General features: G+C 66.8%; 16 protein-coding genes. 7 read left to right on the forward strand and 9 right to left on the reverse strand.

The annotated features are described in order from the left end of the window. Positions 1-48 precede the first annotated feature (48 nt). Positions 49-1503, reverse strand: a complete 1455-nt coding sequence (gene hydA / locus C6Y53_RS00910) for a dihydropyrimidinase (RefSeq protein ID WP_106470723.1) — start codon at positions 1501-1503, stop codon at positions 49-51. Positions 1504-1601: 98 nt separating this feature from the next. Beyond that, positions 1602-2852 (reverse strand): Zn-dependent hydrolase, encoded by a 1251-nt coding sequence (locus tag C6Y53_RS00915; protein ID WP_106470724.1) that lies wholly within the window; start codon positions 2850-2852, stop codon positions 1602-1604. A 177-nt stretch (positions 2853-3029) separates the two neighbouring features. Here C6Y53_RS00915 and C6Y53_RS00920 point away from each other — a divergent pair, with 177 nt between their 5' ends. From C6Y53_RS00920 to C6Y53_RS00930, 3 genes are all read left to right on the forward strand, one after another. Next, positions 3030-3644, forward strand: a complete 615-nt coding sequence (locus tag C6Y53_RS00920) for a TetR family transcriptional regulator C-terminal domain-containing protein (RefSeq protein WP_106470725.1) — start codon at positions 3030-3032, stop codon at positions 3642-3644. 141 nt (positions 3645-3785) lie between these two features. Continuing rightward, a complete protein-coding gene (locus C6Y53_RS00925; protein ID WP_106470726.1) occupies positions 3786-4790 on the forward strand; it encodes a hypothetical protein in 1005 nt (334 codons plus the stop codon). 89 nt (positions 4791-4879) lie between these two features. Next, the gene (locus C6Y53_RS00930) at positions 4880-6172 is read left to right on the forward strand and encodes an O-acetylhomoserine aminocarboxypropyltransferase/cysteine synthase family protein (RefSeq protein WP_106470727.1); all 1293 of its coding nucleotides are present in this window, start codon (positions 4880-4882) and stop codon (positions 6170-6172) included. Positions 6173-6231: 59 nt separating this feature from the next. On the opposite strand, the gene C6Y53_RS00935 is transcribed toward C6Y53_RS00930, so the two are convergent. Next, complete coding sequence (locus C6Y53_RS00935; RefSeq protein WP_244614912.1) at positions 6232-6945, reverse strand: SIMPL domain-containing protein; 714 nt, start codon at positions 6943-6945, stop codon at positions 6232-6234. Between the two features lie 171 nt (positions 6946-7116). Here C6Y53_RS00935 and C6Y53_RS00940 point away from each other — a divergent pair, with 171 nt between their 5' ends. Then, positions 7117-9408, forward strand: coding sequence for a hypothetical protein (locus tag C6Y53_RS00940; protein ID WP_106470728.1), 2292 nt, complete (start codon positions 7117-7119; stop codon positions 9406-9408). Positions 9409-9526: 118 nt separating this feature from the next. Here C6Y53_RS00940 and hppD read toward each other — a convergent pair whose 3' ends face one another. Then, positions 9527-10624: a 4-hydroxyphenylpyruvate dioxygenase gene (gene hppD, locus C6Y53_RS00945; RefSeq protein ID WP_106470729.1), complete on the reverse strand. Its 1098-nt coding sequence runs from the start codon at positions 10622-10624 to the stop codon at positions 9527-9529. A 146-nt stretch (positions 10625-10770) separates the two neighbouring features. On the opposite strand from hppD, the gene C6Y53_RS00950 reads away from it, so the two are divergent. Then, positions 10771-11226, forward strand: coding sequence for an Lrp/AsnC family transcriptional regulator (locus tag C6Y53_RS00950; RefSeq protein ID WP_106470730.1), 456 nt, complete (start codon positions 10771-10773; stop codon positions 11224-11226). An 18-nt stretch (positions 11227-11244) separates the two neighbouring features. Further along, positions 11245-13119 carry a monovalent cation:proton antiporter-2 (CPA2) family protein gene (locus C6Y53_RS00955; protein WP_106470731.1) on the forward strand — a complete coding sequence of 625 codons (1875 nt, stop codon included), beginning with the start codon at positions 11245-11247 and terminating at the stop codon, positions 13117-13119. A gap of 61 nt (positions 13120-13180) precedes the next feature. Here the strand turns inward: C6Y53_RS00955 and cobT are convergent, their stop codons facing one another. Next, entirely contained in the window at positions 13181-14197 is a 1017-nt protein-coding gene (gene cobT, locus C6Y53_RS00960) for a nicotinate-nucleotide--dimethylbenzimidazole phosphoribosyltransferase (RefSeq protein ID WP_106470732.1), read from the reverse strand. 79 nt (positions 14198-14276) lie between these two features. Here cobT and C6Y53_RS00965 point away from each other — a divergent pair, with 79 nt between their 5' ends. Continuing rightward, positions 14277-15044, forward strand: coding sequence for an adenosylcobinamide-GDP ribazoletransferase (locus C6Y53_RS00965; RefSeq protein ID WP_106470733.1), 768 nt, complete (start codon positions 14277-14279; stop codon positions 15042-15044). A gap of 71 nt (positions 15045-15115) precedes the next feature. On the opposite strand, the gene C6Y53_RS00970 is transcribed toward C6Y53_RS00965, so the two are convergent. The 4 genes from C6Y53_RS00970 to C6Y53_RS00985 form a co-directional block, all read right to left on the reverse strand. Beyond that, positions 15116-15625, reverse strand: coding sequence for a CarD family transcriptional regulator (locus tag C6Y53_RS00970; protein WP_106470734.1), 510 nt, complete (start codon positions 15623-15625; stop codon positions 15116-15118). A 266-nt stretch (positions 15626-15891) separates the two neighbouring features. Beyond that, positions 15892-16230 (reverse strand): ferredoxin FdxA, encoded by a 339-nt coding sequence (fdxA, locus tag C6Y53_RS00975; protein ID WP_106470735.1) that lies wholly within the window; start codon positions 16228-16230, stop codon positions 15892-15894. Between the two features lie 71 nt (positions 16231-16301). After that, positions 16302-16679 (reverse strand): RNA-binding S4 domain-containing protein, encoded by a 378-nt coding sequence (locus tag C6Y53_RS00980; RefSeq protein ID WP_106470736.1) that lies wholly within the window; start codon positions 16677-16679, stop codon positions 16302-16304. Positions 16680-16683: 4 nt separating this feature from the next. After that, positions 16684-19533 carry a helicase-related protein gene (locus C6Y53_RS00985; protein ID WP_425300343.1) on the reverse strand — a complete coding sequence of 950 codons (2850 nt, stop codon included), beginning with the start codon at positions 19531-19533 and terminating at the stop codon, positions 16684-16686. Positions 19534-19556 lie beyond the last annotated feature (23 nt).

Raw genomic sequence — 19556 nt, forward strand, 5'->3', positions numbered from 1 at the left:
CGTCTGGCCACCCGGCCGAACCGTTGCCGCTGCGTTCCCGGCCACCCCTCAGACACCCGTCGCCGGAATGCCGCTGCGCTGCACCGGGCGCGGCGCGGTCAGTTCCTTCCAGCTCGACAGCGCCCGGTTGACCGGCCCGTTGGCATCGCGGGCCACGAACTTGCCATGACCTTCCTGCGTGCGCATCTCGCCATCATGCACCGCGACATGGCCACGGGTCAGGGTAAAGCGCGGCAGGCCCTTCACTTTCTGGCCCTCGAACACGTTGTAGTCGATCGCGCTCTGCTGCGTCGCGGCAGAGATGGTCTTTTCCTTCTCCGGGTCCCAGACCACCAGATCGGCATCCGCACCGACCAGAACCGCACCCTTTTTCGGGTAACAATTCAATATCTTGGCGATGTTCGTTGAAGTTACGGCAACGAATTCGTTCGGCGTCAGGCGGCCGGTATTCACCCCTTGCGACCAGAGCATCGGCATCCGGTCCTCCAGCCCGCCGGTGCCATTGGGGATCTTGGTGAAATCGCCCACGCCATAGCGTTTCTGGTCGGTCGTAAACGCGCAATGATCGGTGGCGACCACCGACAGCGACCCGGATTGCAACCCGGCCCACAGGCTGTCCTGGTGCTTCTTGTTGCGGAAGGGCGGGCTCATCACCCGCCGCGCGGCATGGTCCCAGTCGGGGTTGAGATACTCGCTCTCATCCAGCGTCAGGTGCTGGATCAGCGGCTCGCCCCAGACCCGCTTGCCCTGCATCCGCGCGCGCCGGATCGCCTCGTGGCTCTCTTCGCAGGAGGTGTGCACGACATAGAGCGGCACCCCCGCCATGTCGGCGATCATGATCGCGCGGTTGGTGGCCTCGCCCTCGACCTGCGGCGGGCGCGAATAGGCATGGGCCTCTGGGCCGGTATTGCCCTCGGCCAGCAGCTTTGCCGACAGCTCGGCCACCACATCGCCGTTTTCGGCATGAACCAGCGCGATCCCGCCCAGTTCGGCCAGGCGCTGGAAACTGGCATACATCTCGTCGTCATTCACCATCAGCGCGCCCTTGTAGGCCATGAAATGCTTGAAGGTGTTGATGCCGCGCTCGCGCACCACGGTTTCCATCTCGTTGAACACCCGTTCGCCCCACCAGGTGATCGCCATGTGAAAGGAATAGTCGCAATTGGCGCGGGTGGACTTGTTGTCCCACATCTGCAACGCGTCCAGCAGCCCCTGGTCGGGGCTCGGCAGCGCGAAATCCACGACCATGGTGGTGCCGCCGGCCAGCGCCGCGCGGGTGCCGGATTCGAAATCGTCGGTCGAATAGGTGCCCATGAAGGGCATCTCCAGATGCGTATGCGGGTCGATCCCGCCCGGCATCACGAAACACCCGGTCGCGTCCAGTTCGGTATCGCCCGCCGGCCCCTTGCCGATCTCGGCAATCACGCCGTTCTCGACCAGCACATCCGCCTTGTAGCTCAGATCGGCGGTGACGATGGTTCCATTCCTGATGACTGTGCTCATGTCTCTTCTCCCTGTCGATGGCGTGGCTTCGCGCCCTCTTTCTCTTGCTGAAAATATCCCGGGGGAGTCGCCCGCACGGGCGACGGGGGCAGCGCCCCCTACTCCACGATCTCCGCCGTCTCCACGACCGCGTGAAACAACACGTCCGCCCCTGCGGCGGCCCAGTCCTTGCTGATCTCCTCGGCCTCGTTGTGGCTCAGACCGTCCACGCAGGGGCACATCACCATCGCGGTGGGCGCCACGCGGTTGATCCAGCAGGCATCGTGGCCGGCACCCGAGATGATGTCGCGATGCGAATAGCCCAGCCGTTCCGCCGCGCCGCGCACGGCGGCCACGCATCCGTCATCGAACTGCACCGGGTCGAAACCGCCGACCTTCTCGAAGGCGATGGTCAACCCCATGTCACCGGCGATCTTCTGGCCCTCGCTGCGCAGGCGCGCCTCCATGTCCTCGATCACCGCCAGATCCGGCGACCGGAAATCGACGGTGAACACGACCCGGCCCGGGATCACGTTGCGCGAATTGGGATAAACATCGACATGCCCCGCCGCCCCGACCGCATGCGGCGCGTGGGACAGCGCGATCTCGTCCACCTTCTCCAGCACCCGGGCCATGCCCAGGCCCGCGTTGCGGCGCATCGGCATCGGGGTCGAGCCGGTGTGGCTGTCCTTGCCGGTGATGGTCACCTGGGTCCAGCTCAGCCCCTGCCCGTGGGTGACCACGCCGATATCCTTGCCCTCGGCCTCGAGAATCGGGCCCTGTTCGATATGCAGTTCGAAAAAGGCGCGCATCCGGCGTGCGCCGACCTCCTCGTCGCCGCGCCAGCCGATCCGGGCGAGCTCGTCGCCGAATTTCAGGCCCTCGGCATCTTCGCGGTCATAGGCCCAGTCCTGCGTATGCACCCCCGCGAACACGCCCGAGGCCAGCATCGCGGGCGCGAACCGCGTGCCTTCCTCGTTGGTCCAGTTGGTCACCACGATCGGATGCCTGGTCCTGATGCCCAGATCGTTCAGCGTGCGGATGATCTCCAGCCCGCCCAGAACGCCCAGCACCCCGTCATACTTGCCGCCCGTCGGCTGCGTATCCAGATGCGAGCCGACATAGACCGGCAGGGCGTCGGGGTCGCTGCCTTCGCGCCGCGCGAACATGTTGCCCATCTGGTCGAGCCCCATCGTGCAGCCCGCGGCCTCGCACCAGCTCTGGAACAACGCGCGGCCCGCGGCGTCCTCGTCGGTGACGGTCTGGCGGTTGTTGCCGCCCGCCACGCCGGGGCCGATCCTGGCCATTTCCATCAGGCTGTCCCAGAGCCTGTCTCCGTTGACCCTCAGGTTCTGTGCCGGTGCCGCCATGTCGCCCTCTCTCCGCTGTCGTGGCTGCGGGCCGTTTCCTCGCCGGTCCCGTCTGATTTGACCAAAAGGTCAAAGCAACGCTATCACGGGAATGAGACCAGTCAAGAACCGCAATGCGGCGATTCGTCCCGCCAGGTCAGGAAACCGGTCAGGAAATCGGAGAAGGACACCGGCCCGATGACCCAGTACCGCCCCGCCACGCGCATCCAGGCCCGCAATCGCGCGACCATACTCGATGCCGCGCTGGACGTGTTCGCGGCCCATGGCTACAGCGGCGCAACGGTGGATCAGATCGCCCGCGCCGCCGGGCTGTCCAAGCCCAACCTGCTCTACTATTTCGGCTCCAAGGAAGCGATCCACACGGCGCTGCTCTCGGGCCTGCTGGATACCTGGCTCGATCCGCTGCGGGCGCTGGATCCGACGGGCGAACCGCTGGACGAGATTCTCGCCTATATGCATCGCAAGCTGCAGATGAGCCGGGATCTGCCGCGCGAAAGCCGCCTGTTCGCCCATGAGATCGTCCAGGGCGCCCCGCGCATCCTGGAGGCGCTGTCCACCGATCTGCGCCTGCTGGTGGCCGACAAGGCCGCCCTGATCCAGACCTGGATGGATCAGGGCCGGATCGCCCGGGTGCATCCCCATCACCTGATCTTCTCGATCTGGTCACTGACCCAGCATTACGCGGATTTCGACGTGCAGGTGCGGGCGGTTCTCGACCGCGAAGACCCGTTCGCCGCCGCGCCGGAGTTTCTGGAAACACTTTACCGCCGCCTGCTGCAGCCGCCGGGGTGATCGCCCTGCCCGGCTCCTGGACACCGCCGCAATGCTGGATTCGGACGGGGTTTCCGGATCGCCGCGCAGGTCCTATAGTCCGGCGTCAGAGGCAGTTTCCCGGTGCGCCACGGCGTTCCCAAATCACCGGCATGATCGAGTATGGCAAGCAACCAGGCGCCCCGCCCGTCGTTCAACATCCTGATCGTCGCCCAGCCCGGCCGGCTGCAATTCGAGGCGCTGCTGTTCGCCGCGTCGCTGCGCCATAGCGCGCCGGGCTTTGACGGGCGGCTGTTCGTGGCAACGCCCAATCCCGGCCCCTTGTGGGACAACAACCCCACGCTGCGCGACGGCGAGATCCTGGCCGCCCTCGACCGGCTGCGGGCCGAGATCCTGCCATTCGACAACACCGTGTTCGGACAGAGCTATCCGCAGGGCAACAAGATCGAGGCCCTGCTGGCCATGCCCGCCGGCGAACCCTTCGTGTTCTTCGACAGCGACACGCTGATCTGCGGCGACCTGGGCGGGGTGCCGTTCGATTTCGACCGCCCCGGCGCCTCGCTTCGGCGCAGCGGCACCTGGCCGCAACCGACACTCTATGGTCCGGGATATGCGGCGATCTGGAAATCGCTCTACGACCGATTCGGGCTCGATTTCGACAGCAGCCTCGCGCCCGGCCTGCCCGCGACCCGCTGGCAGCGGTATCTCTATTTCAACGCCGGCTGGTTCTTTCATCGCTGCCCGCGCCTGTTCGGGGAACGGTTCCTGGACTATGCGCGCGCCATCCGCGACGACCCGCCGGTGGAACTGACCGGGCAGTCGCTCGACCCGTGGCTCGACCAGGTGGCGCTGCCGCTGGTGATCCATGCGCTCGGAGGCAGGCGCGACGCCCTGCCCGCGGGGCTGCTGGACGGCGAGGTGAGCTGCCACTACCGGCATTTCCCGCTGCTCTATGCGCGGGAATCGGACAAGGTCGTGGAGGTGCTGGAAACCGTCACCGCGCCGAACTGGCTGAAAAAACAGCTCAAACGCCACGACCCGATCAAACGCATGGTGTACCAGCGGCGCGGCCACAAGGTGCGGGCGCTGTTCGACCGTGACCATCTGCCACCGCAGGAACGGGTGATCCGCAACCGGATCAGGGCCGCCGGGTTCTGGATGCGCTGAGCGCGTCTTTGGCGGTTGTTCTTCGCCGCGTGCTTCCCCTAGAGTGCCGGCAAATCAGGACCGGAACCCACAGAAAGGGACTTCTGAACATGACCGACAGCCCCAGCTACGGCTTCGATACGCTGCAGATCCACGCCGGCAGCCGCCCCGACCCCGCGACCGGCGCGCGGCAGACGCCGATCTACCAGACCACGGCCTATGTCTTTCGCGATGCCGACCACGCCGCGGCGCTCTTCAACCTGCAGGAGGTGGGCTATATCTATTCCCGCCTGACCAACCCGACCGTCGCGGTTCTGCAGGAACGCATCGCCACGCTCGAAGGCGGCGCGGGCGCCGTCTGCTGTTCCTCGGGCCATGCGGCGCAGATCATGGCGCTGTTCCCGCTGATGGGCCCCGGCTGCAACGTGGTTGCGTCGACCCGGCTCTATGGCGGGACCGTCACCCAGTTCAGCCAGACAATCAAACGGTTCGGCTGGAGCGCGAAATTCGTCGATACCGACGATCTGGACGCGGTTCGCGATGCCATCGACGACAACACCCGCGCGGTGTTCTGCGAATCCATCGCCAACCCGGGCGGCTATGTGACCGATATTCGCGCGCTGGCCGACCTGACCGATGCCGCCGGCATCCCGTTGATCGTCGACAATACCAGCGCCACGCCCTACCTGTGCCGGCCGATCGAACTGGGCGCCACGCTGGTGGTCCATTCGACCACCAAGTATCTCACCGGCAACGGCACCGTTACCGGCGGCGCCATCGTCGATTCGGGCCGGTTCGACTGGTCCGCACAGGGCAAGTTCCCCTCGCTCAGCGACCCCGAACCCGCCTATCACGGGTTGAAATTCCACGAAACCTTCGGCCCGCTGGCCTATACCTTCCACGGCATCGCCATCGGTCTGCGCGATCTGGGCATGACCATGAACCCGCAGGCGGCCCATTACACGCTGATGGGGATCGAGACGCTGTCGCTTCGGATGCAGCGCCATGTCGAGAACGCGATCAAGGTGGCCAACTGGCTCGAAGCCGACGACCGGGTGGATTATGTCACCTATGCCGGGCTTGCCTCGTCGCCCTATGCCGACCGCGTCAGGACGCAATATCCCCGGGGCGCGGGCGCGCTGTTCACCTTCGCGGTCAAGGGCGGCTACGACGCCTGCGTCAAGCTCGTGAACGCGCTGGAGATTTTCAGCCATGTGGCCAATCTGGGCGACACCCGGTCGCTGGTCATCCACTCTGCCTCGACCACCCATCGGCAGCTGAGCGCCGAACAGCAGGAGGCCGCGGGCGCCGGTCCCAACGTGGTGCGGGTGTCGGTCGGGATCGAGGATGCCGACGACCTGATCGCCGATCTGGACCAGGCCCTGGCGGCCGCCACCGCCTGATCCGGGCAGCGGCGGGGCCGGACGCCGGCCCCGTCCGCATTGCATGAGCGGGCGCGCGGCTAGTCCGCGATCGCGAACACCATCGACACATTGGCCTGAAGCGACACCTCGCCCGCGGCAACCGGCACGGAATCGGCCCGCGCGGCGGCCATCTCCATCGCCATGCCCCGCGGCCGCGCGACACCGTGTTCCGACATCTCGATCAGCGGCCCCAGTTCCACCCCGGCGGCCTCGGCCAGTTCTCCGGCCCGTGCCATCGCGTCGGCGACCGCCTGTTTGCGGGCTTCGCTCACCAGCGGCGCGGGATCCTGCACGGAAAACTGCAACCCGTCGAAATTGTTGGCGCCATCGGTGATCACCGCGTCGAGTATGCCACCCAGCGCGGACAGATCGCGCACGCGGACCATGACCATGTTCGACGCCTCGAACCCGGTGATCTGGGACCGTCCGCCGCTGCTGCGGTCTGACCAGCGCGGCAACAGCGACAGGTTCCGGGTCTGCATGTCGCGCGGTTCGATGCCCATCGCCGCCATCCGGTCGAGAATGCGCTGCACCGCCTCGGAGGTCGCGGCCATCGCCTTTTGCGCCTCGCGATGTTCGTTCGTGACCCCCAGCGTGATCGTCGCCATGTCCGGTTCGGCCGCGACCAGACCCTCGCCGGTCACGCTGATCCGTCCCGGTTCGCGACCCGCTGCCGCATCGTCCGCCACCGAGGGCAGCGCCGGAACCGCCAGGACCGCCGTCAGCATGGCAACCCGCATGAAATTCGTCATCGCTCGTCTCTCCTGACCTGCTTTTCCGCACAATGACCGCAGACGATCCCGGGCCACAACCCACAAGGCCGTGTATGGCTTTTCCTCGGCGGGCTCCTGCACTAGGATTGCCCATGGCGACGGCGCGGCTGCGCTTTGGGTGTTGTTTAGGAAACGCTGGTAAACCACGGAATGAAACCGGGATTCACGCTTTCTCTGTCCATCGGGGGCATAGAACTGCTGCATGACTCGGCGGAGGGCCGGGAATCTCTTGGCAGTGTTGCGCCGGATGCGCCCGACCTGATCGACGCGCTGGCCCGCCTGCGCGAACGCGCCTGCGGGATTTCGCCGGGCGGGATCGCAACGAGAGTGCTGATCCCCAATTCCCAGATCCGCTACATGGCGCTCGATTCCGGGCCGCTGGACGATGACGCGCGGCAGCAATTCGCGCGAAAGGCGCTGGACGGGGCGACACCCTACGCGGTCGAGGAACTGGTGATAGACACCGCATCCCGGGACGGCGTCACCCATATCGCGGCGGTGGCGCGCGAAACGCTGGAAGAGGCCCGGATCTTTGCCGACCAGCACGGCTTCAACCCCCGCGACTATCTGGCGATCCCCGATCCGGACGATTATCCGGGTGAGGTGGTGTTTGACCTGAACGCCGCCCCGGCGCCGGTTGACGGGACCGGCACGGGCCGGGATGACGCGTCGCATCGCGATGAACACGACACCGACGAGGTGGCGCAGTTCGTCAGCCGCAGGACGCCCCAACACCGCTTTGCACCCGAGGAGCCCCCCGCAACGGACGGGCCGCGCCTTACGCTGACCGCCGGTCCCGACGGGCCGGCCCCGCATGACCCGCCAGCGCATGCCGGCGGGACCGAGCCGCCCCCGGACCCCGATCCGGAAACCACCCCGGCCCCCGCGATCCGGTCCGAACCCGAGCCGCAGACCGAACCGCGCCCCGAACCCGCTGACGAAACCGCTTGGGACCATTCGCAGGACATTGACACCGTGGCTCCCGAGCCGGTCGCCCCGCCGCCTGCTCCCAAGGTCGTGGCCGCGCCACCGCTGCCGGTGACCCCGCCCGAGGACGAAACCGAGCGGATGACCCTGTTCGGCGAACGCGCCGAACAACGGATCGGCGGCAAGCCCCGCTACCTCGGCATCGCCCTGACCGTGCTGCTGCTGATTTTCCTGGTTGCGGTTGCCGCCTGGGCGGCGGTCAGCCCGTCCAGCCCGCTGTCGGGCCTGTTCAACGCGGCGCCGGACGAAACCGAACTGGCCGCCGAACCCGATCCGCCAACCGCCGGCAGCGGCGGGGTCACCCCCGATCAGATCGCCGCCATGCCCGCCCCGGAGATCCTCGAGCAGGAGCCGTTTGATGTCGCGGCGTCCCTGCCCGAGACGCTCGAGACCGACGCGCAACAGCCCGACATAGCCGAGCTTGATACCGCGACGCTGGAAGCGGCCGGTATCCATGCTGTCACCCCGGCGGCCCCCTCGGCGCCACAGGGCCCGGATGAGGACATCTATGTGGTGTCCATAGATCCCGCGGACCTGTCGCAGGATGCGGTGGCGCTGGCCGCCCAGCCGGCCGAAAACGCGGATACCGCGCCGGACGCGGCCGGGACCCCGGCCATACCCGGTCTCGTCGTCGAGTTCGACGACCGCGGACTGGTCACGCCGACCGCCGACGGCACGCTGACGCCCGATGGGGTGACGGTCTATCTGGGCAAGCCGCCCGTGGTGCCGCCTAGCGCACCGCAACGGGCCCCCGGCGACGAGACCGACGACGCCGAGCCGCCCAAGACCGAAGAGGAACTACGCCAGGAACGACTGGCCGGGCTGCGCCCCAGGAACCGGCCATCCAACCTGGCAGAGCTGAACGAGCGCGGCCGGCTCGGCGGGCATTCGGTCGAGGAACTCGCGGGCCTTCGCCCAAGGGCACGCCCGATCACCGAAAAGCAGGTCGTCGAGGAAAAGGACGAAACGCCGACCGCGCAGGCGGTGGTCGCGTCCCTGCGGCCCGATGCGCGGCCGCGCAACTTCGAAGCCCTCGTGCGCCGGGCCTCGCCGTCAGTGTCGGCATCGGCCGCCAGCCCGGCGTCGACGGCGGCCGCGAAACCGGCGCAGAATTCTGGTGCCTCGGGCGCATCGTCACCGCCCTCCGGCGGCCGGGACGGCGACAACGTGGCCACCTTTGCCCCGCGCACGGTGAAACCCAGCGCCCCCTCACCCGCATCGGTGGCGCGCCAGGCGACCCTGAACAACGCCATCAATCTCAAGCGGGTGAACCTGATCGGCGTCTATGGAACGCCGTCGAAACGGCGGGCACTGATCCGCCTGCCATCGGGCCGCTATTCCAAGGTCAAGGTTGGCGACCGGATAGACGGTGGCAAGGTGGTCGCCATCGGCAACAGCGAATTGCGTTACCAGAAAGGCAACCGCACGCTGACGCTGAAGATGCCGCGCAGCTGACCCGGCCCATCACATGGCCATCGCCCGGCGGAACAGAAAAAGCGCCACGGCCCGGATGGCCACGGCGCTTTTCCCTTTGGGGCCACAAAGGCCCCCTCCCCCTGTTTCGAACCGGTGATCAGGCGGCGGTGATTTCGCCGGTTTCGATCTGTTCGCGTTCGATCGATTCGAACAGCGCCTTGAAATTGCCTTCGCCGAAACCGTCATCGCCCTTGCGCTGGATGAATTCAAAGAAGATCGGGCCGATCACGGTTTTCGAGAATATCTGCAACAGGATCCGGGTCTCGCCGCCATCGACCACGCCTTCGCCGTCGATCAGGATGCCGTGTTTCTTCATCCGGTCCACCGGTTCGTCGTGACCTTTGACGCGGTCGAACGACATGTCATAATAGGCGTCGTTCGGTCCGGGCATGAATTTCAGACCCTTGTCGGCAATCGCATCGGTCGACCCATAGATATCCTCGGTGCCCACCGCGATATGCTGGATGCCCTCGCCCTTGTATTTCTTCAGATAGGACACGATCTGCCCGGTCTCACCGCGATCTTCGTTGATCGGGATCCGGATCCGGCCACAGGGCGAGGTCAGCGCCCGGCTGAACAGCCCGGTATATTTGCCCTGGATGTCGAAGAACCGGATTTCGCGGAAATTGAACAGGTCGCCGTAGAAGCGGAACCATTTGTCCATATTGCCCTGGAACACGTTATGGGTCAGGTGGTCGAGGTAATAGAACCCGTCGCCGCGCGGCTTGGACTGTTTCAGCCACTCGAATTCCCCGTTATAGGGCGAGGTTTCGTAATACTGGTCGATGAAATAGATCAGGCTGCCGCCGATGCCCTTGATCGCGGGCACATCCATGGTCTTGTCGGCGCCCTCATAGGGTTCGGCGCCGAGCTTGACCGCATGGTCGAACGCGTGCTGTGCATTCACCACGCGCCAGCCCATCGACGGGGCGCAGGGCCCGTGTTCATCCACGAATCTCGCGGCAAAGCTCTCGGGGTCGGCGTTCAGGATGTAGGTGATGTCGCCCTGCTGCCACAGCTCGACCAGCGGCTTGTCCTTGTGGCGGCCCACCAGGTCATAGCCCATGCGCGCGAACAGCTCGCGCAGTTCCTGCGGCTCGGGATGGGCGAACTCGACGAATTCGAAGCCATCGGTCCCGGCGGGGTTGTCATCGCTGATGACGGATTTAGGCGCGTTATGCGGAAACGGACCCATTGTGGCTTCTCCTCGGGTTGATCGATCTAATGTTGAGCGCAAAATAGGCAATTTCCTACGCGGAATCTGCGCAAATTTACGCATGAGCCATGTTGGGTATGCGCGGTTCATGCACTATCCTGGGGGAAAGCGAAGAATCCCCGCACATGCTCGACCATACCGACACCCGCCTCCTCGCCGCCCTGCAAAAGGACGCGCATCTGACCTCGCAGCAGTTGGGCGAGATGCTGAACCTGTCGCCCAGCCAGGCCGGGCGGCGGCGGCAACGGCTCGAGGCCGAAGGCTATATCGAAGGCTATGCCGCGCGGCTCGACCCGGTGCGGCTGGGCCTGCAGGTGCAGGGTTTCGTGCAGGTGGCGCTGGCCACGCATGGCCCGGATCACTCGGCCAGCTTTGCCCGGCTGGTGCGCACCCGCCCCGAGATCACCAGTGCCTGGACCATGACCGGAGAGGCCGATTACCTGCTGCGGATCTATTGCACCGACCTGCCGGCATTGAACCGCCTGTTGCACGAGGTCCTGCTGCCGCATCCGGCGGTGGCCCGCGTACAAAGCCAGATCGTGATGGACCAGCTCAAGCGCGACGCACCGCTGCCGACCTGAAACGAAAAGGGACGTTGGATGGAAAGTTTCCTCTACCAGGCCACGATCTACCTGGGGGCGACCGTGATCGCGGTTCCGCTCGCGGCGCGGCTCGGGCTTGGGTCGGTGCTGGGCTATCTCGCGGCGGGGCTGCTGATCGGGCCGGGCGTGCTGGGGCTTGTCGGCGATGTCGAGGGGCTGCAGCACATTGCCGAGTTCGGCGTGGTCATGATGCTGTTCCTGATCGGCCTGGAACTGGACCCGCGCGCCTTGTGGGACATGCGGCACCGGCTGGTCGGCCTGGGCGGGTTGCAGATCATCGTCAGCACCCTTGCGCTGATGGGCGCGGCGATGGCCACCGGCCAGCCCTGGACGGTGGCGCTCGCCATCGGGCTGGCGCTGTCGCTGTCATCGACCGCCATCGTGCTGCAGACGCTGTCGGAAAAGGGGCTGATGCGAACCGGCGGCGGGCGATCCGCGTTCTCGGTGCTGTTGACGCAGGACATCGCGGTGATCCCGATCCTGGCCTTCCTGCCCTTGCTGGCCCTGCCGGTGGCGCGGATCGTCGACGACGGATCGATCAGCCGCAACCTGGATCACGAAACGGCGGCCCATGCGTCCTATTCGCTGATCGCTGGGCTGCCGGGCTGGGCGGTGACGCTGGTCACGCTGGGGGCCGTGGCCTCGGTGGTGCTGGCGGGGGTCTACCTGGCCCGGCCGCTGTTCCGGTTCATTCACGCCACCGGCCTGCGCGAGATGTATACCGCGCTGGCGCTGGTGATCGTGGTCGGGATCTCCTTTCTGATGACGCTCGTCGGCCTTTCGCCCGCGCTCGGCGCCTTTCTCGCCGGTGTCGTGCTGGCCAACAGCGAATTCCGCCACGAACTTGAGAGCGACCTGAACCCGTTCAAGGGGCTGCTGCTGGGGTTGTTCTTCATCACCGTGGGCGCCGGTATCGACCTGGCCGGGTTCCTCGCCGATTGGGCCGACCTGATCGGGCTGGCGCTGCTGATCATCGTGGCCAAGGGCACGATCCTCTACCTGCTCGGCCGGGCCTTCGGGCTCAAGGGGCGCGACCGCTGGCTGTTCGCGCTCAGCCTCGCGCAGTCGGGCGAATTCGGCTTTGTGCTGCTGACCTTTTCGGTGCAGCAGAACGTCGTGCCGCCCGACGTGTCGGAAAAGCTGGTCCAGATCATCGCGCTGTCGATGCTCATCACGCCGCTGCTGTTCATCCTCTACGACCAGATCTCGCGGCGGATGCACGATCGCAGCTCCGCGCACACGCCCGACGAGATCGACGACCAGGGGCCGGTGATCATCGCAGGCATCGGCCGGTTCGGGCAGATCGTGAACCGTCTGGCACAGGCCAGCGGGATCAAGACCATCGTGCTGGACACCGACATGAAGATGATCCAGCTGATGCGGCGGTTCGGGTACAAGGGCTTCCTCGGCGACCCCACCCGCCCGGAACTGCTCAGGGCGGCCGGGCTGGGCAAGGCGCGGGTGCTGGTGGCGGCGATGGACGACCCCGCCTCGGTCACCCGGCTGGTGGCCTATGCCCGCCGGCAGCGCCCCGACCTGCATATCATCGCCCGCGCGACCGACCGCCACCATGTGTTCGAGCTGTACCGCGCGGGCGCCGATGACATCGTGCGCGAGATGTTCGACAGCTCGCTGCGCGCCGGCCGCTATGTGCTGGAAAACATGGGATTGTCCGAATACGAGGCCGCAGTTGCCGAACAGACCTTCTATGCCCATGACCGCGATGCCCTGAAACAGCTGGCCGAACTATGGGACCCCGCAATCCCCACCGAACAGAACGCCGCCTATGTCGAACGGTCGCGCGAGTTGCAGAAGGAACTCGAGGCCCAGATGCTCAGTCGGGTCGAGGAAGAAAGCCGCAAGCGGGCCTGAAATCGGGCCCTAAAACCGGCCCTAAATCCGGCCTGACCGGCATCACGGGCACGCGGGTGTTCTAGTCGTCTCCGGCGACCCCGGCCTCGGCAAAGGTGGCCATGCCGGAATGGCAGGCAACCGCGGCTTTGAGGATGTTGATCGCCAGCGCACCGCCCGACCCCTCGCCCAGCCGCAATCCCAGCGACAACAACGGCTCCTTGCCCAGGTGGCGCAGCAGCTCCGCATGGGCCGATTCGGCGCTCTGGTGGCCGGCCAGACAATGATCGAGCGCGCGGGCATCGAGCGCCTGCAGGCAAGCCGCCGCCGCGCAGCATATGAACCCGTCGAGCAGAACCGGGATGCGCAACTGCCGGGCCGCGGCGATGGCCCCCGCCATGGCCGCGATCTCGCGGCCGCCCAGCCGGGCCAGCACCGCCAGACCGTCCGTGTGTGCCCCGTGCCGTTCGACGGCGTCCGCCACGACGCTGCGCTTTTGCAGCAACCCGTCATCATCGACGCCGGTGCCGCGCCCGGTCCAGTCCGCCGCCTCGCCGCCAAACAGCGCAAGACAGATCGCCGCCGCCGCGGTGGTGTTGGCGATGCCCATTTCGCCCACGACCAGCAGATCCGCCTGCGAATCGACCGCCTTCCACCCGGTCCGCAAGGCCACCATCAGGTCGCGCTCATCCATCGCCGGACCGCGGGTGAAATCCGCCGTGGGCCGGTCCAGATCGAGCGCATGAACATCCATGCGCGCGCCCGCAGCCCCGGCAAGCTGGTTGATCGCCGCGCCACCGGCCCGGAAATTCGCGACCATCTGCACGGTGACCTCTGCCGGAAAGGCCGAAACACCCCGCGCCGCGACACCATGATTGCCCGCGAAAACGATCACCTGCGGCGCCATAATCGACGGGCGCGGGTCGTCGCGCCAGCCCGCATACCAGATCGCCAGATCCTCCAGCCGCCCCAATGCGCCCGGGGGTTTGGTCAGTTGGCCATTGCGGCTGCGCGCCGCCTCGGTTGCCGCCCCATCGGGTGACGGGGCTGCGGCCAGCAGGGCGCGAAAATCATCGGGCGTGGTGAAATCAGGCAGCATCGGAGCCTCGTTGCGAATTGGCGCTGCGAGGTGTTTAACCACATCAACCGCAGCGACAAGCCCGCAGGGAAAAGGGGCCATGGGAAAAACCACCGTTCATGTGCGGGATGCGGCGCGCGACCTGGCGCTGGCGCTGGTGTTGCTGACCCGGCTGCCGCTGCCAGGGCTGCCCGACGCGGCCTTTCAGGCCCAGGCGCGCGCGGCCTGGGCCTTTCCCGTGGCGGGGCTGGCGGTAGCGCTCCCGGCCGGGGTGCTGGGCTGGGGCGCATTGTCGGCCGGCCTGTCCGCGATGGTGGCCGCCGGGCTGCTGCTGGCGGCGCAGATCCTGTTGACCGGCGCCATGCACGAAGACGGCCTGGCTGATTGCGCGGACGGGTTCTGGGGGGGCTGGAGCATCGCGCGGCGGCTCGAGATCATGGCCGACAGCCGGATCGGCACATTCGGAACGCTGGCCCTGATCCTGTCGCTCGGATTGCGTTGGGCGGCGCTGGCGGCGCTGTTGCCGCTGGCCGGGATCGGAGCGGTCATCGCGGCCGCCGTCTTGTCCCGCGCCGGGCTGCCGATCCTGATGATCGCCCTGCCGCCCGCCCGTCCCGGCGGCCTGTCCCGTGGGTTCGGCACGCCCCGCTGGCCGGTGGCGGCGCTGGCCGTGGCGCTGGGGCTGGGGCTGGCCAGTGCCGCATCGGGACCGGATGCGCTTGCCGTAGCCCTGTCCGCCGCAATGGCCATCGGCGCGACCGGCTGGCTCGCCCGGATCAAGATCGGCGGCCAGACCGGGGATGTCCTGGGCGCGGCGCAGCAGATGTCGGAAATCGCCGCGCTGCTGACATTATCGGTTCTTGCATGAGCCTTGTCCGAACCGGGCAAGAAAAAGGCCACGCCGGAACGGCGTGGCCCGATACCTGAACCTGAAACCGGTCAGGCGGCGCGCGACATCAGCACTTCGTCCACCTGCCGCGCGGCGGCGATTTCATCACCGCCGGACACGGCCGCGACCTCCCGGGTCAGCCGCTCCAGCGCCGCCTCGTAGAGCTGGCGTTCGGAATAGCTCTGTTCGCGCTGATCGTCGGTGCGGTGCAGGTCGCGGACCACCTCGGCGATCGAGATCAGATCGCCCGAGTTGATCTTCTGTTCGTATTCCTGCGCCCGGCGCGACCACATCGCCCGCTTGACCCGGGCCTTGCCCTTCAGGGTGGTCATGGCCTGGTTGATCACATCCGGCGAACTGAGCGACCGCATCCCGATCTCGGTTGCCTTGTTGGTCGGCACCCGCAGCGTCATCTTGTCCTTTTCAAAGGAAATCACGAACAGCTCGAGCGTGAACCCGGCGACTTCCTGCTCCTCGATGGATATGATCTGCCCGACACCGTGCGCGGGATAGACGACATAGTCATTCGGACGGAACTCGGGTTTCTTCGTCTTCGTCATTCAGGTCTTCCTCTTTGGCCGGCGGGTCTGGGCGTCAGTCCACTTGGCGCGGCGGCGGGTTTCGACCCGGCCACCGGCTACAGACGCAAATAGACCCCGCCCCATGCGAATGCCCGCTGGGGACAGGTCCGGTCGTGACACTTCTCGATTTGTGAATATAGCACAAAATCACGCCTCCCGAAAGATGACGCAAGGTCAGATCGGCGAATTCCGTGTCATGTCGGCCACTTGGCCGGGCACGCGGATGCGGCGGCGCAGCGAATCGCCTAGCCGCCCTCGCCCGGTGCCTCCGAGAAATACTTGTCGAGCTTGCCGGCCTCGCCGTCGCGTTCCTCGGCCTCGGGCAGCGGGTCCTTCTTGGTGACGATGACCGGCCATTGTTCCGCATATTTGCGGTTGAACTCGACCCACTGCTCCATGTCCGGCTCGGTGTCCGGGCGGATCGCATCGGCGGGGCATTCCGGTTCGCACACACCGCAATCGATGCATTCATCCGGGTGAATCACCAGCATGTTCTCGCCCTCGTAGAAACAATCCACGGGGCACACCTCGACACAGTCGGTATATTTGCAGGCGATGCAGTTGTCGTTGACGATATAGGTCATGGGCTGTTGTCCCTTTCACCTCTTGGCGCCTAGCTAATTCAGGCAGGGCGCTACTTCAACCCGTCAACCCGTCAATCCGGCATCGTCCTGCGGGAAAGATCGAACTTCCTGCGCTCGCGACCGGTGGGACGCCCCTTTCCCTCGTAGGACGGGTTGGCAGGAGGATCGTCCCGGTCCCCGGCGAGATCCGTGTACAGCGTTTGCGCCTCCGGGGCCGGACCGCGCCTGTCACCCAGCGCCTCGATGCGCACGACACGCACGCGCCGCGCCTGGGCAAAGGTGAGAACGTCACCGGGCCCGACCGCATGGGCCGGTTTCGACACCCGGTTGCCATTCACGCGCACATGGCCCGCTCCGACCTGTTTCGCGGCCAGGCTGCGGGTCTTGAAGAACCGCGCCTGCCACAGCCACTTGTCGATGCGCAGCCGTTTTTGTGCGCTGCCTTCCAACGGGTTACTTGCCGTCCTTCAACCCCATCAGCGCAGCGGCAAAGGGGTTGTCGGGATCGATCACATCCTGTTTCCTCGGTGGTTTCGCGGAATAGGTCTTGCCCCCCTTGGGCTGGGGCCGGTCGGGTTTGCGCCCGCCCGGTTTGCCGCGTTTGCCATCGCGGGGTTTGCCATCGCGGGGTTTTCCCTTGTCCACCTGCCGCTGGTCCCGGCGCGGGCCACGGCCCTGCTGCCGAGCGCGGCCCCAGGTGAAGGCATAAAAGACCTCGCGTTCCGGCTCCGTCGGTTCGGTCGCCTCAGTCGGTGCATCTGCGGCGGCCCCGGCAGGCTCGTCAGGCGCGGCTTCGGGTTCCGCCACCGGGTCCCCGGGCGCGACAACCGGAGCATCAGCGGCCATTTCGGGCGAGGCTACAGTCTCGGCGGGTGTTTCGGCTTCGGCGGGCGTCTCCGGCGCGGGGTCGGCGGCCGGTTGCGGCGCTTTGACCTTGTCGCGCTCGCCCCGTTCGGCCTTGTAGCCCAGCCCCTGCATCAGGTCGGCGAACTGGTCCAGCGTCATGCCGGTGATCGACAGCATGTCGGGGTTGGCCTCAAACCCGGCGCGGCTGTCCTCGGCCCGCAGCAGATCGGCGAGCCGTTCCAGCATGTCGATGCGGATCGCCCGTTCGCCCGCCGCGCGATAGCCGCTCATGGCAAAATATCCGGCGGGCGCATCCTTGATCGCCGGCACCGTAACCAGGCCCGGCGGTGGCGATTCGGGGAAATCCTGCAACCCCTCGGCCAGCGACCACAGCAGCAGCCGCAACCGGGTCGGCGCCGGTTTCAGCAGCGCCGGCATGAAGACGGTGAACTGTCCGAACCGCAGCCCGTGCTTGCGCAATGCCCCGCGTGCCTCCTGGTCGAGCGCCTTGACCTCGTCGGCCACCTGCGACCGGGGCAGGATGCCGAAACCCTCGACCATGCGGTAGGCAAAGCCCCGCACCGCCCCCTGCAGCGTTTCGTCCCGTTGCAGGTTCAGCAGCGGCTCGAACAGCGCGGCGACCTTGCGGTCGATGAAATGCTGCAACCTCCGCTCGACCTTCTGCGCCACCTCGGCACCGGCCACGTCGTCGACGAAGACCTCGATCCGGGGTTTCAGCGGCTCCTGGCCGGGCGACAGCTTTCCCACCGCATGTTCGCCCCACATCAACCCGCCCTGATCGGTAAAGTCGATCTCGGTATCGGGCGCGTTGTAGAACCGGTCGGCACGCAGATGGAACTGCGGCGCCAGCGCCTGGAGCGCGGCGGATTTGACCGCCTTGGCCTCGGCCCCATCGGCGGATTTGTCCGCACTGAACCGGAAGCCTTCGAGACGCCCGACGAATTGTCCTTCGACGGTCACGTCACCCTGATCGTTCACTTCGGCCAAGAGGGCCTCCTTCTGTTTGAGCCGGCGCAACAGCACGGATGTGCGCCGGTCCACGAATCTCTGCGTCAGCGCCGCGTGCAGCGCATCCGACAGCCTGTCTTCTACAGCGCGGGTTTCGCCGCGCCAATGGGTTTCGTCCCTTGTCCAGCCGCGCCGTTGTGCCACATAGGTCCAGGTCCGGATGAACGCGAGCCGCCGGCTGAGCGCGTCGATGTCGCCATCGGTGCGGTCGATACGGCGGATCTGGCGCGCCAGCCAGTCATCCGGCACCTCGCCGCGGTCGTGCAGGTGATCGTAGAGCCGCTCCAGCAGCGCCGCGTGGTCGCCCGCCCCCAGCCCGCGGAAATCGGGCACCCTGCACACATCCCACAACAGCCGCACCGACGGCCCGTCGATGGCCCGGTCACGCACCCTGTCCTGCTGCACCAGCGTCTTGAGCGCCCTCAGGTCGTCGGCCTCGCGGGCGCGGATGAGCGTTTCCTCGCCGGGCGCGGTTTCGAGCGAGGCGATCAACGCATCGACCGACCCGAACCGCAGGGCCGCGTTGCGCCAGTTGAGGCGCTGCAGCGGCGTAAACCGGTGTTCCATGATCGCCTGCGCCACGCCGTCATCCAGCGGCCGCGCCTCGCCGGTCACGCCGAAGGTGCCGTTCGACATGCCGCGCCCGGCCCGCCCGGCGATCTGCGCCAGTTCGTTCGGCATCAGCGGCCGCATCCGGCGCCCGTCGAATTTCGACAGGCCGGAAAAGGCCACATGGTCGATATCGAGGTTGAGCCCCATGCCGATGGCATCGGTCGCGACGAGGTGATCCACCTCGCCCGCCTGATACATCGCCACCTGCGCGTTGCGGGTGCGCGGGCTCAGCGCGCCCATGACCACGGCCGCGCCGCCCTTCTGGCGGCGGATCAGTTCCGCGATGGCATAGACGTTTTCCACCGAGAACCCGACGATGGCCGACCGGGCGGGCATCCGGCTGATCTTCCTCGCGCCGGTATAGACCAGCTGCGACATCCGTTCCCGGCGCATGAACCGGGCCTCGGGCACGAGGGCCGCGATCGGCCCGCGCATCGTGTCCGACCCCATGAACAGGGTTTCGTGGGTGCCGCGCGCCCGCAACAGCCGGTCGGTAAAGACATGGCCGCGTTCGGGATCGGCGCAGAGCTGGATTTCATCGACCGCGAGGAAATCGCACCCCATGCCCTCGGGCATCGCCTCGACCGTGCAGACCCAGTATTGCGCCCGCGGCGGCACGATCCGTTCCTCGCCGGTGACCAGCGCGACCACCGATGGTCCGCGCGCGCCCACGATCCGGTCATAGACCTCGCGCGCCAGCAGGCGCAGCGGCAGCCCGATCATCCCGGTGCGATGACCCAGCATCCGTTCGATCGCATAATGCGTCTTGCCGGTATTGGTCGGACCCAGCACGGCCACGATGCGCGAAGCAGCCAATTCCGCCTCCTGCCCTGTGCTGC

It is taken from the genome of Pukyongiella litopenaei (assembly GCF_003008555.2).
Classification (GTDB): Bacteria; Pseudomonadota; Alphaproteobacteria; order Rhodobacterales; family Rhodobacteraceae; genus Pukyongiella; species Pukyongiella litopenaei.

Excerpts from the sequence above, each read along its gene's own strand:
- hydA (WP_106470723.1), bottom strand. The coding sequence starts at position 1,503 with ATGAGCACAGTCATCAGGAATGGAACCATCGTCACCGCCGATCTGAGC.
- C6Y53_RS00915 (WP_106470724.1), bottom strand. The coding sequence starts at position 2,852 with ATGGCGGCACCGGCACAGAACCTGAGGGTCAACGGAGACAGGCTCTGG.
- C6Y53_RS00920 (WP_106470725.1), top strand. The coding sequence starts at position 3,030 with ATGACCCAGTACCGCCCCGCCACGCGCATCCAGGCCCGCAATCGCGCG.
- C6Y53_RS00925 (WP_106470726.1), top strand. The coding sequence starts at position 3,786 with ATGGCAAGCAACCAGGCGCCCCGCCCGTCGTTCAACATCCTGATCGTC.
- C6Y53_RS00930 (WP_106470727.1), top strand. The coding sequence starts at position 4,880 with ATGACCGACAGCCCCAGCTACGGCTTCGATACGCTGCAGATCCACGCC.
- C6Y53_RS00935 (WP_244614912.1), bottom strand. The coding sequence starts at position 6,945 with ATGACGAATTTCATGCGGGTTGCCATGCTGACGGCGGTCCTGGCGGTT.
- C6Y53_RS00940 (WP_106470728.1), top strand. The coding sequence starts at position 7,117 with ATGAAACCGGGATTCACGCTTTCTCTGTCCATCGGGGGCATAGAACTG.
- hppD (WP_106470729.1), bottom strand. The coding sequence starts at position 10,624 with ATGGGTCCGTTTCCGCATAACGCGCCTAAATCCGTCATCAGCGATGAC.
- C6Y53_RS00950 (WP_106470730.1), top strand. The coding sequence starts at position 10,771 with ATGCTCGACCATACCGACACCCGCCTCCTCGCCGCCCTGCAAAAGGAC.
- C6Y53_RS00955 (WP_106470731.1), top strand. The coding sequence starts at position 11,245 with ATGGAAAGTTTCCTCTACCAGGCCACGATCTACCTGGGGGCGACCGTG.
- cobT (WP_106470732.1), bottom strand. The coding sequence starts at position 14,197 with ATGCTGCCTGATTTCACCACGCCCGATGATTTTCGCGCCCTGCTGGCC.
- C6Y53_RS00965 (WP_106470733.1), top strand. The coding sequence starts at position 14,277 with ATGGGAAAAACCACCGTTCATGTGCGGGATGCGGCGCGCGACCTGGCG.
- C6Y53_RS00970 (WP_106470734.1), bottom strand. The coding sequence starts at position 15,625 with ATGACGAAGACGAAGAAACCCGAGTTCCGTCCGAATGACTATGTCGTC.
- fdxA (WP_106470735.1), bottom strand. The coding sequence starts at position 16,230 with ATGACCTATATCGTCAACGACAACTGCATCGCCTGCAAATATACCGAC.